The sequence below is a fragment of the Bifidobacterium sp. WK041_4_12 genome (assembly GCF_041080795.1).
GTDB classification, from domain to species: Bacteria; Actinomycetota; Actinomycetes; order Actinomycetales; family Bifidobacteriaceae; genus Bombiscardovia; species Bombiscardovia aquikefiricola.
On sequence record NZ_CP129674.1, the window covers coordinates 504,028 to 520,277 of the forward strand.

13 protein-coding genes are annotated in these 16,250 nt (G+C 54.1%); 9 read left to right on the top strand and 4 right to left on the bottom strand.

What is annotated here, in order from left to right; all coding sequences use genetic code 11:
- Positions 1–269: 269 nt before the first annotated feature.
- The 7 genes from QN215_RS02155 (at position 270) to QN215_RS02185 (ending at position 7,967) form a co-directional block, all read left to right on the top strand.
- On the top strand, positions 270–1,244 hold the full coding sequence (locus QN215_RS02155; protein WP_369344499.1) for a glutamate ABC transporter substrate-binding protein: 975 nt from the start codon (positions 270–272) through the stop codon (positions 1,242–1,244).
- Between the two features lie 186 nt (positions 1,245–1,430).
- Positions 1,431–2,084: an amino acid ABC transporter permease gene (locus tag QN215_RS02160; RefSeq protein WP_369344500.1), complete on the top strand. Its 654-nt coding sequence runs from the start codon at positions 1,431–1,433 to the stop codon at positions 2,082–2,084.
- The gene (locus QN215_RS02165) at positions 2,081–2,908 is read left to right on the top strand and encodes an amino acid ABC transporter permease (RefSeq protein WP_369344501.1); all 828 of its coding nucleotides are present in this window, start codon (positions 2,081–2,083) and stop codon (positions 2,906–2,908) included. The genes QN215_RS02160 and QN215_RS02165 overlap by 4 nt, the downstream gene beginning before the upstream one ends.
- 315 nt (positions 2,909–3,223) lie before the next feature.
- Positions 3,224–4,303 carry a glycerophosphodiester phosphodiesterase family protein gene (locus QN215_RS02170; RefSeq protein ID WP_369344503.1) on the top strand — a complete coding sequence of 360 codons (1,080 nt, stop codon included), beginning with the start codon at positions 3,224–3,226 and terminating at the stop codon, positions 4,301–4,303.
- A 426-nt stretch (positions 4,304–4,729) separates the two neighbouring features.
- Positions 4,730–5,695, top strand: a complete 966-nt coding sequence (locus tag QN215_RS02175; RefSeq protein WP_369344504.1) for a carbohydrate ABC transporter permease — start codon at positions 4,730–4,732, stop codon at positions 5,693–5,695.
- Positions 5,692–6,528, top strand: coding sequence for a carbohydrate ABC transporter permease (locus QN215_RS02180; protein ID WP_369344505.1), 837 nt, complete (start codon positions 5,692–5,694; stop codon positions 6,526–6,528). The genes QN215_RS02175 and QN215_RS02180 overlap by 4 nt, the downstream gene beginning before the upstream one ends.
- 77 nt (positions 6,529–6,605) lie before the next feature.
- Positions 6,606–7,967: an ABC transporter substrate-binding protein gene (locus tag QN215_RS02185; RefSeq protein WP_369344506.1), complete on the top strand. Its 1,362-nt coding sequence runs from the start codon at positions 6,606–6,608 to the stop codon at positions 7,965–7,967.
- Positions 7,968–8,046: 79 nt separating this feature from the next.
- Here QN215_RS02185 and upp read toward each other — a convergent pair whose 3' ends face one another.
- The 4 genes from upp to QN215_RS02205 all read right to left on the bottom strand — a co-directional run bounded on the left by upp (position 8,047) and on the right by QN215_RS02205 (position 13,246).
- The gene (gene upp / locus QN215_RS02190) at positions 8,047–8,685 is read right to left on the bottom strand and encodes a uracil phosphoribosyltransferase (RefSeq protein WP_094694232.1); all 639 of its coding nucleotides are present in this window, start codon (positions 8,683–8,685) and stop codon (positions 8,047–8,049) included.
- Between the two features lie 427 nt (positions 8,686–9,112).
- The gene (locus tag QN215_RS02195; protein ID WP_369344507.1) at positions 9,113–9,847 is read right to left on the bottom strand and encodes a thymidine phosphorylase; all 735 of its coding nucleotides are present in this window, start codon (positions 9,845–9,847) and stop codon (positions 9,113–9,115) included.
- Positions 9,837–10,919, bottom strand: coding sequence for an NUDIX domain-containing protein (locus QN215_RS02200; RefSeq protein WP_369344508.1), 1,083 nt, complete (start codon positions 10,917–10,919; stop codon positions 9,837–9,839). Before QN215_RS02200 ends, QN215_RS02195 begins: the two co-directional genes overlap by 11 nt.
- A gap of 83 nt (positions 10,920–11,002) precedes the next feature.
- A complete protein-coding gene (locus QN215_RS02205) occupies positions 11,003–13,246 on the bottom strand; it encodes an RNA degradosome polyphosphate kinase (protein WP_369344509.1) in 2,244 nt (747 codons plus the stop codon).
- 229 nt (positions 13,247–13,475) lie between these two features.
- Between QN215_RS02205 and QN215_RS02210 the strand changes: the two genes are divergently transcribed.
- Positions 13,476–14,078, top strand: a complete 603-nt coding sequence (locus QN215_RS02210) for a hypothetical protein (protein WP_369344510.1) — start codon at positions 13,476–13,478, stop codon at positions 14,076–14,078.
- A gap of 359 nt (positions 14,079–14,437) precedes the next feature.
- Positions 14,438–16,213: a SpaA isopeptide-forming pilin-related protein gene (locus QN215_RS02215; protein ID WP_369344511.1), complete on the top strand. Its 1,776-nt coding sequence runs from the start codon at positions 14,438–14,440 to the stop codon at positions 16,211–16,213.
- Positions 16,214–16,250: the final 37 nt, after the last annotated feature.

A 16,250-nucleotide genomic window follows, 5' to 3' on the forward strand; every position in this document is an offset into this window, starting at 1 on the left:
ACGAGTCATGCGTGTCGTATCGACGATGCTTCGCGTCTGCTCGCGGATTGCAAGGCAGTGAGCCGCTGATAAACCCCGGTATGAAGCCATTCTTGAGTCGGCTACAACAGAATGCTATAACGCTACACGGAAAAATATCTGTCAAAGTTACACGGATCCTCATTTCTTCGGTTAGATTAAGGTCTGTAATTGAGCCGAATCGGGGTAGGCTCGCTCCGCATGACGTCGGGCCTGACCCAGCATTCGGATCTAGAAGAAGGAGATCGATTATGTCACTTACGGGAAAGCGTGCGCGTACCCGTCGCGCAGCATACGTCGCTGGCGCAACCATGCTTGTCGCGGCTTTTGGGCTGCTTGCAGGTTGCGGCGAAGCGCCGACTGCATCAACGGCAAGCGGTAGCAGCTCCAGCGCATCCGTCAATCCAGACATTGATGTAAACGCATACACAAAGATCATCGATTCCGGTGCCACGGCTGATTCCTCAACCGTCGAGGCGAACACCTGGGCAGCGGCTGTCAAGAAGGCTGGAGTGCTGAAGGTTGGTGGCACGAAGACATCGACGCTGTTCTCACTGCAATCCACAAGCGACAACAAGGTTCGTGGTTTCGATGCCGGGCTTTCTCAGCTCCTTGCCAAGTACATCATCGGCAAGGCGGATACTCAGCTCACCGTGGTCGATTCCTCGACCCGTGAGAGCGTGCTGCAGAACGGCACAGTGAATTCCGTGTTCGCAACCTACTCAATCACCAGCGAACGCGCGCAGAAGGTTGATTTTGCTGGCCCGTACTATGTGTCTCAGACCGGCATTCTGGTCAAGAAGAGCAATAATGACATCAAGAGCGTGAAGGATCTGAACGGCAAGAAGGTTGGCGTCCAAGAGGGTTCGACCGGTGGAGACATCGTTGCCAAGAACGCTCCGAAGGCAAGCGTCCAGCAGTTCCAGACTGATACTGAAATCACTCAGGCGCTGCGTCAGGGACGCATTGACGCCTATGTTGTCGATGAAAGCCTTCTGCTTGGCGATGTCGTGAAGAATCCTAATGATTTCAAGATCGTTGGCAAGCCATTCGGAGACAAGGACACCTATGGCATCGGTCTGCCGAAGGGTTCCGACGCGACCAAGTTCGTCAACGCATGGTTGAAGAAAATCGAAGCTGACGGTACCTGGGCCAAGCTCTGGAAGGTCACGATCGGTGATCGTACAGGCGTGACTGATGTCCCAACGCCTCCAACGATCGAGTAGTTTCAACGAGAGAGCAGTCTTAGCTGTCGAGTTTCTATGCGCGGTGTTACCTTCGGGGCATCGCGCTTGCATGACACCGCTTCTGTCTCATTAACAAAGCATACCCAAGCTGCAACTTTCGAGTGGTAGCTTGGGTACATTATCTTGCAGCCGATACGGTTCATCAGGTTGCGTCTGGGAGGACATGTGAAACAGCTGATAAGCGAGTATGGTTGGCAGTTTATTGCGAGTTATGGTGTTTCACTGCGCATCTCATGCATCGCCTTCGTGCTTGGACTGTTGCTCGGCACACTGCTCACAGTCGGCCGAATCAGCCCCATTCCGCCACTTCGCCAAGCCATCAACATATATGTCGAAACATTTAGAAACATCCCCGTGCTTGCCTTGCTGGTGTTCATCGTCTATGCGCTTCCAGACCTAGGACTCGTCATTGACTACGAACCATGTGTCATCATCACTTTGATTCTGGTGTCTTCCGCCTTTACCTGCGACAATCTCAGAACCGGCATCAATGCCATCGATGCCGAGCAGATTCAGGCTGCGCGTGCCCTCGGATTAAGTTTCTCCACCATAGTGACCTCCATCATTCTTCCCCAGGCTTTGTCATCGGTGATTCAGCCCATGGTTACCCTGTTCATTTCTGTGGTCATCAGCTCGTCAACGGGTTCTCTCGTGCCGCTGGCTCACGCGGAATTGACCGGTTTGGTCACGCAGATCAACAACAAGGAGGCGATGGGTGTGGTGACCTTCTTGCTGGCATCGATCCTCTATGTGCTGACGGGACTGATCATCGCATTCGTTGGACGCAGGCTTGAAAAGAGGTACGCACTATGGCGATGAGCAGAACCGAGACGGCTCTTTTCGAGGCAACTGGCCCCAAGGCACGTCGCAGAATCATCATCGGCACCATCGTCAGCATTCTGGCGCTTATCGCCCTTGGCGTCTGGATTGTGTACCGCTTCTATATCAAGGGTCAGCTTGAATCCCAGTACTGGTACTTCTTCTCGCAGATCAACGTCTGGGCGTTCATTGGCGCGGGCTTGGTAGGCACGATTCGTGCGGCAATTGGTTCAGGCATCATTGCGCTGATCATGGGTCTGGTGCTCATGTTCGGACGGATGTCGAAGATCGCTCCAGTTCGATGGCTTGCCACTGCGGTTATCGAGTTCCTGCGTGGAACGCCAACGCTGCTGTTCATCTATTTCATGTTTCTGGTGCCTGCCCAGTTGGGTCTGCATATCAGCACCTACTGGATGGTGGTCATTCCGACTTCTGCCTACGCTTCGGCAGTGCTTGCCGAGGTGTATCGCTCGGGCGTTGCCGCCGTGCCCTTCGGTCAGAAGGAGGCTGGTCTCTCACTCGGATTTACGCGTGCCCAGAACTTCGTGCACATCATCTTGCCGCAGACCATGCGTATCGTGACCCCTGCCTTGGTGGCGCAGCTCGTCGTCGTGGTCAAAGACACCACCTTCGGCTACGTGGTCACCTACCCCGAGCTTATGGTGAACGCGAAGGTGATCATAGCCAACTTCAGTTCCCTGGTGCCGGTCTATCTCGTGGTATCCATCATTTATGTGCTGGTGAACTATGCAATCTCAAGGCTCGCTAACTGGCTTTTACACCGTGAAGCGGCACATGTGACGTCTGACGAATCGAGAAACTGAGTTTTGCGGCAATTGCTAAGTAGACAAGTTCAAAAACCTTGATAATCCTTCAATTGTGTGACGGAAATAAGCCACAATGAAGTGTTGATACTCAGCAATTGTCGCAAAACTCGCAATGTCTTGATTTTTACGAACATTTTCCCCCTCACATTTCATTTTTATCCCCCACCTGGCGTTTGCAAGCGTCGTTGACACTCGGGCTCAGCTTCGTAGGTTGGCAACCGGCGCACCAGTATGATTGGTGACTGACAGAGGCGTGTAACTTACGGTTCGGTTCACTGAACATCGAATCTGATTGAAAAGGGGTTCTGGAAAATGGGGTTCTCGAAAATGGCGAAGTCCCTGGCTTTGCTGGGCGCTGCCTCCGGGGCAGCAGTCTGGGCATGGATGCCTCGCAATGCACAGGGACGAAAAGATGCATACGTTTCTTCCATACCCGGTTCCTTAGGTTCCGGCTCACAGTATCGCGATGACGACATCATTCCCGACGTTCCCTATGCTCATCGAGGTTTGCATGATGCAGGTTCAGGATTGACGGCAGCATACGCAGCTACCAGCGGCAGCTATGTCGCACTCGCCCGCACCATGGCAGCCAAGGCGGGATATGGCGATGAAACATCCGAATTCCCCATTGCGCCAGAGAATTCACTTGCCGCATTCGCCGCCGCATGCGAGGCTGGATATGGCATTGAACTCGACCTGCAGCTGACCCGCGATGGACGAGTCGTCGTGGTCCATGACGCAAACATCAAACGCGTGACCGGAGTGGATGCGCAGGTTGCGGATTTGACATACAAGGAATTATGCGAGATTCCACTCTTCCCTGCACCAGCCAAGCCAGGGGATGCCAAGGCAACGCCGATAGAAGGCAAAGCCGGCATCAAGGATGAGCCGACCGGCATCAGCCATGACAACTTCCAGCACGTTCCCCTATTTACGGATGTGCTCGAACTCGTTGACGGCCGCGTTCCGCTCATTGTCGAATACAAGATGGGTGAGGCATTCGACGAGCCATTGATGGAGGCCGGACATGAAATCCTTGAAGACTATCGAGGACCATATGTCATTGAATCCTTCCACCCAGAAGCCGTTGCATGGTATCGCAACAACGATCCGCAGGTGTGCCGCGGCCAGCTCTCCAGCGAGCTGGGACGTCCCATCAAAAGCGTCATAGACGGCAAGCAGTGGCTGCTCTCCAAGTTGCTGCTGAACTGGAAAGGACGCCCCGACTTCATTGCATATGACTGGAAGGGCGGCAACTCATTCCAGCTCAAGGCCGCAGTAAAGCTCGGAGCGATTCCAGTTTCATGGACAATCCGAAGTGAAGAAGAACTGGAAGAATCAGCTCCGAACTTCGACAGATTCATATTCGAAGCCTTCGTCCCAGAGGCGTAGCAGAGCTGGAGCAGAGGCATAGCAACTTGCAATAGCGCCTAACAGCGTCAATCGCTGACAGATCAAGAGTCAGCACATCAAGTCAGCACAGGCAGCGTGACTGCCAATCCCTGAACCGCCCATGGCCAAGCCATGAGCGGTTCTCGCTATATGAGATCATGGTGCAAACCAGTCCGTGACACCACTGCAATCTCCTTATGTCCAAACTTGTGACTTCCTTGTGTCGCACCTTCGCGGTGACTTCCTCGTGACTTCTCCGTGACCTTCTCATGACCTCATCATGAATTCAACATGAATGCTTGCTGACCTTCCCCGTGCCGACCCTCAAGAGCTGTTACTACAGATATGGGTTCGGAAGCAGCATGGGTTTTTCCGCGCCCATAAGCAGCTCGTTTCCGATGGAAACGGCAATATGGAAGGGTGTGCATGTCGACCTCAGCACCGCGTTTCGCAGGTCAGAATAGCAGCGTTCACCGTCTGCAATCACCGGTCGAGAAGCCGGAGCAAGAGCGCAAACCGCAGCGAACGCCAATCACGCAATACTGGTACCTGCTTCCGGCAGGCATCGTATTTTGCATCTTTGTGGTCTATCCCTTGTTCCAGACCTTCAGACTTTCCGTGTCAGGAACCGATCTCTTCGGAAGCGCTGACACCTTCGTCGGCCTACGCAATTTCACGAGGCTCTTCACCAATCCCGACTTTGCGCGGATTCTCGTCAACACGGCACTCTTCGCCGTGTACACGGTCGTTCCCACCATAGTGATTTCGCTGGCAATCTCCCTGATGCTCAACCGCGAATCACTCGTCAATCGAGTATTCCGCACGGTTTTCGCATTGCCCTTTGCCTACTCGGTTTCAGCCGCCTCCATCGTCTTCTCCGCATTCTTCAATCCAGCGACGGGACTCTTCAACGAAATCATCAGACAGTTCGGCGGTTCAGGCGTTGGCTGGCTGACAGACGAACGCTTTGCCCTGCTTTCCATCGCACTCACCACAGTCTGGATGAACATCGGATACAACATCCTTGTGCTGCTGGCTGGTCTTGGTTCCGTCCCCGAAGACATTGTCGAGGCAGCACGGCTTGACGGTGCTTCTGGCCTGCGTCTGCAGCATTACATCATGATTCCGCTGATTCGTCCACAACTGTTCTTCCTGATCGTCACGGGCACCATCCAGTCCCTCGAAAGCTTCGGACAGATTCATGTGCTGACCAAGGGTGGCCCGGCATCCTCGAGCACCACGCTTGTCTACGACATCTATTTGCACGGGTTTGCAAACAATAATTCAAACTTCGGGTATGCATCAGCCGAAGCGCTCGTGCTGATTCTGGTGGTCGCCATCATCACGGTCATCCAATTCGGTGGCATGGGCAGAAAGGTTGATGTGGCATGAATAACAATCGAGTCTCCACCCTCGCCAAACGCGGCTTCGGCGTTCTGGTCCTGTTGCTGCTCGCCTGCATCGTGGCATTCCCCGTGTATTACTCGTTCATGGGTTCGGTGATGAAGAACACGGATATCGTCAGCAGCCCGCCAAGAATCTGGCCGGAACATGGGCTCACATGGTCGAACATCGTGACTGCCGTGCACCTGATCCCGCTTGGCAGACAGTACCTGAACTCCTTCGGATCGACCCTGGTGATAACCGCCTCACAGATTCTCACCTCCCTGCTTGCTGGATATGCGCTCGCAATCATGAAGGTTCGCGGTGCAAAGATCTGGTTTGCGCTGTTCCTCGGCACCATGATGATTCCTGGAGAGGCAATCATCATTCCCAACTATCTGACGATTGCCTCACTCGGTCTACGCAATTCGTTCATAGCGCTGGTCCTGCCATATCTAGCCAGCGGATTCGGGATTTTCATGATGGTTACCTTCCTCAGACAGTTCCCGATGGAGCTTGTCGAGGCCGCTCGGCTGGATGGGTGCTCGCACCTGCGCATTCTGTGGTCAATCGTGCTGCCATTGAGCAGACCGGCCGCTGCTTCGCTTGCAATATATACCTTCCTGACCCACTGGAATGGCTTCCTGTGGCCGTTGCTCGTCGCGGAAACACCGCAGATGCAGACCATACAGATTGGTATCACGCAGTTGCAATCGCCCGACGACTTCAATCCAGGGCTCACCATGGCTGGAGCCGTTATGGCAGTAGTGCCGACGGTTATCATCGTTGCCCTCTGCCAGCGTCAGATTGTGCGCGGACTCACTGCTGGGTCAAGCCGTTAGCACGCTTCATGGCGTGTTTCAGATTTCAGCAGCGGTAGTGATAAAGATTTCCTGCAATAACAAACAAGGAGAAGTAAATGAAAAAGGGATTCAAAGCAGCATTGGCTGTGGTTGCAACCCTCGGAACGCTGATCAGCACAGGATGTGGTTCTGCAAGCGCTGCAGGGACCGCAACCAAGGATGCCGGTCCGCAGACTGTCACGTTCTGGCATTCCATGTCAGGCACGAACGGACAGGTGCTTGACAAGCTCATTGCACAGTTTAACAAGACCAACAAGGACAAAATCACCGTCAAGGCTCTCTACCAGGGCCAATATGATGATGCCATCACAAAATACAAGTCAGCCGTGCAGTCCAAGTCCACGCCGACCTTGATGCAGGTCTACGATGTCGGCTCTCGATTCATGATGGATTCAGGCACCATCACGCCGATGCAGAACTTCATTGATGCAGATAAGTATGATGTGTCTGACCTGCAACCGAACGTAGCAGGATATTACAAGGTTGACGGCAAGCTGTATTCCATGCCATTCAATTCCTCCATGCCTGTGCTCTACTACAACAAGAGCATGTTCAAGGCTGCTGGACTCGATCCAGACAAGGCACCCACGACGCTTGATGAAGTCAAGGCCGATGCCGAGAAGCTTTCGCAGAAGAATGGTGGCCCCGCACAATACGGATTCAACGCAGCCGTGTACGGATGGTTCGTCGAGCAGGAAATAGCTGCCAACGGCCAGCTGTATTGCTCTCCTCAGAACGGAAGAAGCTCGAAGCGTGCGGATAACTTCACCTTCAACAATTCTTCGGCAACGACGTTCCTCACCTGGTGGAAGGGCATGGTCGATTCCGGCATTTCGGGCAATACCGGAACGGATACCGATAATGCAGACAGCGCTTTCGAATCAGGCAAGGTGGGCATCACCCTCGAATCCACGGCAGATCTAAGCGGCATTATGGGAGCTGCAAAGACCAAGGGCTTCGAGGTTGGCGTAGGGAACTATCCAAAGATCAAGAAGAACAATTCCGGCCCAATCATCGGAGGTGCTTCGCTCTGGATCTCCAAGCTTGGTCATTCCTCGGCCCAGCAGGAAGCGGCATGGAAGTTCATCAAGTTCCTCTCCGAGCCGGAGAATCAGGCAGCCTGGCATACTGGCACCGGTTATTTCCCAACTTCCAAGAAGGCGTTGAACACGGAAACCGACAAGGCGTGGAGAAAGCAATATCCACAGTTTGACGTGGCCGTGAAGCAGCTGGAAAGCACCAAGCTGACCGCTGCAACGCAAGGCTGCTCGGCAGGTGTGATGCCACAGGCTCGCAAGGCCGTCGAGGATGGCATCGAGAAGGTCTTCGCTGGCGCAGATGCAAAGTCGGCGCTGACGGCTGAGGTCAAAGGCCTGCAATCCGACATCCAGGATTACAACAGCTCCGTTCAAAACTGAATAATGCGACTGGCCGTCTCACTCCGAACAGGGGAGAGACGGCCAGTCGCATTACTATCTTCGATTCCCGCTGGTGGAATCAGTCGATGACACCGTACAATCTGTCGCCAGCATCGCCCAGACCCGGCACAATGTAAGCCTTGTCGTTCAGCTTCTCGTCAACCGCGCATACGACGACCTTGAAGTCGATTGAAGGGTCAATGTCTCGCTTCAGACGCTCAAGGCCCTCTGGAGCTGCCAGAATGTTGATGGCAGTGACATCCTTGGCACCGTGCTCGGCAAGATAGTGCGTCGCCGCAACGAGCGTGCCACCGGTTGCCAGCATCGGATCAAGCAGGAAGCACTGACGCCCTGAGAGGTCTTCAGGCAAGCGGTTGGCATAGGTGATGATGTCAAGGGTGCTTTCATCGCGCTTCATGCCGAGGAAACCGACTTCGGCGGTCGGAACAAGGCGTGTCATGCCATCGAGCATGCCCAACCCTGCTCGCAAGACCGGCACGACCATCGGTCGCGGCGTGCTGAGTTTCTTCCCAACCATAGGTGCTACCGGAGTTTCAATCGGATAATCCGAAACGCTTAAGTTGCGTGTTGCTTCATAGGCTTCCAGCATGACCAGCTCGCTGACGAGCTCGCGGAAGGTATTGGATGGTGTTTTCTTATCCCTCAAAACAGTGAGCTTATGCTCAATCAGAGGATGTTCTAGTACATGGAGTTCCATACTGCTAAGCCTAGCCCCTTAAGCATCAGAATCGCAGAAATCGCACAAACGCGAGGTTATGAGCATGTTTCATCGCATTATCTTCCATTGAATCTCGCAGTTGCATGGCTCTGACATGGAAGGAGTTGAAGGCATTGAAGGCGCTAAAACCTTGTAAGCAGAACATAAAGTTAAAACGCCGAACCGTGAAAGCGCCTGTCGGCGCAAACGCCGCTCGAAGCGGCAACAAATGGAGCCCGGGGCTTAAGCACGGTTCGACGCGGATTTCATTCTACGACATGATTGCTTGTCGCATGTTCATAAGCGCTCTGCGAAAGAGAAGAATTGCGAATCGCTTGCGCGTGTCTGATATTGAATGAGCGCTGGGCATCAGAATGTAGGAGTGCCAGAACGCCAGAGTGTAGGAGTACCAGAATGTCGCAGCGGGCTATTCCAACGATCCCTGACGCCATAGGTGTGCACCATGCACAAAATCCCGCCCTGTGGTATGTAGCGCCTGTGCGGAATGAAGTGAACGTGCCAGCTGCGTGGCCAGGGCAGAACGAGAAGGCGAACCGACTTCGTCGCTGCTTGCCTTCTGCAAGCGCGTGCATTGTGCGCGGATGCCGAGGCTTATCACTTCGCAGAATGCGCCGGCACGTTCCAGTGCAACGGCGAAATCGCCTTGGAACGCTCCCGAAAGAATTGAATCGGCAGTGCGCGCAATATCCTGTGCCACAGGTGGTCTATCGACTCCAACGATGGCAGAGGCAGCCGTGTCTACTGGTTCGCCCAAAGCCCAGAGTTCGCTGATAACATCCGAACTGCGTCGCATCCAGCTGCGCAGGGAATAGAGACGCCAGAGAATGCCTGGCAAGGAATCGGGGTCGGCATCGCTCCACAGTTCGGCAATGATGTCAACGCCTTCACGGTCGACCAGCGTGAGCACGCGTTGCACGATATTAGGATCCTGAGTCTGATGCACGCGATTGAGCAGCGAAGCCGCAGAAACATGGCTGATTTCGCTGATTTGCTGAGGATCCATGCCTCCTGAAAGTTGGTCGGCAATCGCCTGATCGAGCTGTCCGGGGCGCGAAGGACGCTGCGAGCCGGAGGTTGAAAATCCTGATCGCGACGCACGAATCGAAGAGGAACCATAGCGTGATGCAGCATTAGTAGACAATGGGTACCACTTTCTGTATGTCAATGATCTGAGGGCCTTCGCTGGCATTGACGACACTTAATGCCACGCCATGGCCGGTGGGGATGAATGGCGATTTCGTCGGCAGACGTTTCGCCAAAGAGCTGCCTATGCATAGTTCGCGTACGAAGTTGAAGATACCACCCAGAAGTGGCCTGTGAGTGCAGACGATTGAATTCTTCCGCAAGCGAATCGATGCTTCGATGACCTCGTTCATCGAGGCGAGTGCTTCGTGGGGAAAAGCCTCGTAGCTCGATTCGGTGAGACGTTCATCTTCGCGGATTTGAAGTCGTGATTGCAAGGCGAAGGGTCGAATGGTGTCAATGCAGCGCAGCCAGGGTGACGAAACCACCAACGTGGGGTTAAAGCATGTCAGTTCGCGGCCGAGTGCATACGCAGCCGCTGCGCCGCGTGGCATCAGCGGTCGGTCAGCATCCTCGCCGAGCCATGTTTTCCGCGACTCCGCCTTGCTGTGTCTCACAATGAGGACAATGCGCGAATGCAGGGCACCCTGCTGCACTCTATCGGTGAATTCGTCAAGCACGTCCCTATCGGTTGAGTGTGAGAGCATGTGCCTCGCCGCGTTGGGGCTGACCCAGCGCACGTCATCAACTTCGTTGAGGTCAGGCTCATGGACAGGGCCGAAGGTGAGCCTGCGCCGCTCCGCATCCTGTTTGGGCAATGCTTGGGCCATCCAGAACGATACGCGCTTGTTGCCGGTGATGTTGCCTTTGCGCAGCTTGCCGCCTTCACGGTTCAGCGGGTATTCGACGGTTCTCAGAAACGATTCCAAGGCAACGGCAATGCCGGTTTCCTCGCCAACCTCTCGCACTGCTGTGTGGTATAGGGATTCGTGCTCTTCAACCTTGCCTTTGGGCCAGCTCCAATCGTCATATTTGGGACGGTGAACCAGACATAGTTTAACCTTGCCCATGATCTCATGGACTTCGTCGTCGCTGAGGGGAAGCTTTCTCGCATCATCGAGCGTCCGAGAAGCGTCGGCGTTGCGCCAGCGATATACGATTGCTCCAGCTGCATCAGTCGTTTTGGACATGCATCATCACTTTCCTGATGTCTTTTCCTGCATCGTGAAAATTGCGGCTAACAGTGGTGTGCTGTCAGCCGCAATCTGGTGTCTCAGTGTGTAGTGGGTCTTTTGATTCGCGTGTGCTTCTTGATCAGATATTCCTGGCAGTCAACAAGCGGATTGCCCTGCTCGTCGCGCGAGTGGCGAATGTAGCTGCCATCGCCCTTCATGTGCCACGAAGCCGTAGTATCAGCCATCTGCAAGTCGATGTATTTTATCAGCTCGTCAATTTCGTCGGGAGATGTGATTCTTACCAGAGCCTCAACCCTGCGGTCAAGGTTTCTATGCATCAGATCGGCTGAGCCAATCCATACTTCCGGACCGGAAATCGGACCTTCGCCGATCTGCGGGCCCTGCGAGTTCGCAAAGGCAAATATTCGACTGTGTTCGAGGAATCGTCCGAGAATCGAACGGACACGGATATTGTCGCTCAAGCCTGCAATCTCAGGCTTGATTGCGCAGATGCCGCGTTCCACGATATCGATTTTGACACCGGCTTGGCTGGCTCGATACAACGCATCGATGCATTTCTCGTCAACCAGGGAGTTGACCTTGATTTTAATCCAAGCATCCTTGCCATCCTTGGCTGCGGCTTCCTCACGCTGAATGCGTTCGATAAGTCCAGAGCGTACGGAGCGCGGTGCGACTAGCAGCCGTTGGAAGCTTAATTTGGGAGCGTAACCTGACAGCTGGTTGAAGAGCCGGGTCAAATCCTGCCCCACGACGGGATCGCAGGTAAGCAGACCGAGATCGGTGTATTGCCGGGCGGTTTTGGGGTTGTAGTTACCGGTTCCGATATGGCAATACCGTCGCAGGCCATCGGCTTCCTGACGGACCACGAGCTGCAGCTTGCAATGGGTTTTCAAACCAACGATGCCATAGACGACGTGCACACCCGCACGTTCGAGCTTGCGTGCCCAGGCGATGTTTGCCTCTTCATCAAATCGCGCCTTGATCTCGACAAGCACAAGCACCTGTTTGCCGGCGTGAGCGGCATCAACCAGCGCATCGATGATGGGTGAGTTGCCCGAAGTTCGATAGAGCGTCTGCTTGATTGCCAACACCTGTGGGTCGGCTGCCGCCTGTGCCAGAAAAGCCTGCACGGAGGTGGAGAACGAATCGTAGGGATGATGGAGCAAGATGTCATGCTCGCGAATCGCAGCGAAGATGTCTTGTGCACGACTTGATTCGACCTCTGCAATCTGGCGGTTCGTGCTGGGTATGAAAGGCTGATACTTGAGGTCTGCGCGATCGATGGACTGCAATTCGAAAAGCACCGTGAAATCGAGCGGGGCGGGAACCCGATACACTTCCTCGTCGCTGACTCGGAGCTGGTTTGCCAGCAGCTGTGAAAGGAAGGGCGAGGTGGTGTCTGAAATTTCGAGACGAATGGGAGGTCCGAAACGGCGGCGCAGCAGTTCCTTTTCCATCGCGTTCAGCAGATTCTCGGCATCGTCTTCCTCAACGTCGATATCTTCGTTTCTCGTGACGCGGAACGAGCGCGCCTCCTTGATTACCATGCCGGGGAAAAGCGATTCAAGATGCGCTATCAGCAGATTCTCCATCGTGATGAAGCCGTAGCGTTCCTCGCGCCCTTCCTCATCGGTGAGATCGTCCACTGCAACCAGACGCGGCATGTTATCGGGGATTTTCACGCGGGCAAAGTGCGATTTTCCAGAGATTGGGTTTTCGACAAGAACCGCAAGGTTCAGGGAATTGCCCGAAATGTAGGGGAATGGGTGCGCTGGGTCTACGGCCAGCGGTGTCAGTACGGGGAATACCTGCTGGCGGAAGAAGCGAGACAGACGCTCCTGTTCCGTCGCGGTCAGCTGGTTCCAGCTCAGCAGCACGATATGCTGCTCGGCAAGTTCAGGAAGTATATGGTCGATGACGTAATGCGCGTATTCGTTTTGCAGCTTGTGGGCCTGCTCAGATATGGAGCGAAGCTGCTGCCGCGGGCTGAGTCCGCTTGCCGCGGTCACGGCGATGCCTGTTGTCACTCTTCGTTTGAGTCCAGCAACGCGAACCATGAAGAATTCATCAAGATTGCTGGCAAAGATAGCCGCATAGTTGGCTCGTTCGAGCATTGGTTGTGTATCGTCCTGAGCCAGCTCCAGAACTCGTTTGTTGAACTTGAGCAAGCTGATCTCACGGTCGAAGAAACGATCTTCGGGCAGAGGTGCTGCGCCCTCGTCAGGGTTGGTTTTTCGTATCGAACGTTCGGTTTCCGCTATGTGTTCCGCAATCTGGCTGCGGAGCACGGATTTCGAAGGTGCGTCAAATATCTGAGCCATGCCCCCATCCTAGTTTATGGGGTGGCGTATGGAGGTGCGAGCAGCGTAATAATTCAGCTGCAATTCATCCGGGGCAATCTCAGATACCAACGTGCTGTGCAATAGCATACATGGTGTATGGATAAGATGGTTATGGGGCAGCGATGCCCCTTGATCCACTGAGGTTCATGGATCGCGAATCTTTCTGGTCAATAAATGCTATCCGCATCGCATAATGAAAGGCACTCCAATGGGAAGAATTCAAGAGATTCTCGCAACAATTCATGACGACGTATCGCTTTCGGAGCAATTGTCTCAGCGCATGCTCACGGGAATAGTCGATGGGCACATCGACTATGACGTGATGGCGCATTCGCTTGCTGATTTTGCCACTGAACACGGGTTTGAGAACCCTCCCTCGCCGTCCAGCATCAAAAAGCTCATGCTTGCCAATAGTGGCAAACCCTTGGTTGAGTTTCATGGCGATCAATTGCTGGGCGACTTCCATCTTGGCAACATCGCAAAGGTGAATGTCGCGTGCCGTGGGGCGTTCATTGCTAGGCTCGCCATTCTGGCCAGTCTCCATGACGAACTATGGGTTGGCGACTGGATTGCAGTGAACAATGACACTGGCGCATATCTTGACAGCCTCAGGCTCTCCGGTCGCCTTGATGACGGCGATTCGTTCATCGTTCGCGTTGACATTGGCACAGGCCCATCTCAATATGGTCCGATGCTGGTGTACAACGAGGGGCTTCATAACGCCAGCCCCCGGTATGCAGCCAACTTTACCGTCAGCGGCACCACCTGCGATGTTGGGTATTCAAGGCAGAATGACTCTGTATTCGGGTGACGGAGCGTATTTAGGTGACGGAGCGTTGCATGGTGCAGGCTTCTGACGTTTGTTGGTGATTGTCAGACGAGGCATCCATGCGTGAAATGTAATCACTGTGAGCAGAATTACTGAAAAATTGACGTAAGGTATAACAATGGTTATTCTGTATAGGGTGTCGACTTATAAGGGTGTGACCGCTCCTTGGAGTTTGTGAATGTGAGATTACTGTCTTTCAGATTGCAGCTCAGGTATATCGCGGGGGTTGGGGCATACCTCACAATAAGTCGGCTGAGAAGCACGAAGTTTGCGCATAGAGTTTGCGCCAAGCGGCGGTTTCTATCAGGAAGAAAAGGTTCTACAGTTAAAGGAAAACGACCATGGACACGAAGATTCGTGCGAAAAGGGTGGCCGCGGTAGTTGCTGCTGCCTCCGTCGCACTGGCTGGCTTCGGCTTCGTACACACTGCAAACGCAGCTGCGAACGATGCCACCATCACGGTAAACGTAAAAGAAGATGGTGCTGCTAGCGCCACCTACACCGCCTATCTCATCGGTGAATATGATGGGATCACCTACGATGCAAGTGGCAATATCAAGTCGCTTGTTGTTAAAGCTCAAAACGACCCCATTAACACTGCAATCAAGACTGATGCGGTTAATGCTGGTGCCGAAGCAACCGCCATTGATGCCGACAAACCAGCTAACTGGGTTGCAGCGAACTGGCTGGGCTACCCGACAAGTCCAAACACGGATGACACAATCTCGGCCGTCTCCCCATATGCAGGCAATTTGCAGGCTTTTGCACAGAAGCTAGCCGGGGATACGAACTTCAAGACCAGCAACACCACTGCCACAGGTACCGGCTTTACAAGCGGTGGGGCGATTGCTGGTGACACCATCAGCTTCACAGCCTTGACGCAGGGCTTGTATCTCATCGTTGACTCCACAGCTGAGACTACATCCGGTCACTCACTGCCCATCATCGTGGGCACCAAGGCTTGGAACGCCACCAAGAACGCTTTTGTTGACTTTGCGGACGGCGGCGTTGACAAGAAGCCAGCGCTTGGCGTGGCTCAGTTGAAGAATGACGCCACCTTCGTCGGCAAAACCATCGTTGGTGACACCAACGGTTTCAACATCGGCGACACCGTTGACTACGAAGTGACTTTCCCCGTTCCAGCGATCCCAGGAAGTCAGTCGACCTGGACGTCGACCATCACCGATACTTTCCCAACTGCGTTGACACGTCCGGCGGTTACCGATGTTGAGATCTTCGTTGGTTCAGACACTACCGACGTTGCGGGCTTGCTGCCGGGTGGATCCATAACACATGAGAACGCCGACAAGCTGAAAATCACCGGTTTGGAGACATTGTATGGCGAGTACAACGGTTCTGCCTGGGTCAACCTAACGACAGTGCCTACCACGACAATCCCGGTGGCTGCCGGAACGATCATCCGTATCAAGTATTCCGCTGTCATCAATGACAACGCTGTGTCAGCCACCGCTGCAACCAATGGTGGCCAGCTTGCCGACAACACCAACTGGGTTGTATATGAGGACCCTACTCACACCGGAGGTAGCAATGGCGGCACTGATAACGCGGTTGCGTATGTCTTCGGTATCGATTTGGCGAAGGTTGACAAGGCTGACCACTCCGTCCCGCTTGCAGGTGCGACGTTCACGGTTGCGAAGGCAAGTGCTCCGGCAACTCCATTGACGTTCTCGCAGGAGTCCGCTGGCGTGTATGAGTATTCCCCAACCGGTTCGGCCACAATTACTTCTAACACGGGCACTGGCCGCTTTACAGTCAAGGGCCTTGAGGCCGGGGAATACATCTTCACGGAAACCAATGCTCCTAGTGATTACTTCAAGGTGAGTTCCTTCAGTGTCACCATTGTGCCCACCTGGGATTTGAACACCCAGACAGTCAGCAAGGTTGACTATCAACTGAGCACCACCACCGATGTGTGGCTGACCGCAACCGACACAATTGTGACTATCGGCGACACCAAGGAAGCGCTTTCCAACCTTCCTTACACGGGCGGCATTGGCATTGCTCTCTTCGTTGCTGTAGGTGCCGCAGTAACCATCATCGGTGTTCGTGCACACCGCAAGAGCGCCAAGGCTGAAGCAAACGCAACGGCATTCTAACACCAGCGACATGTCGTAGCACGCATTCAGCTACGCG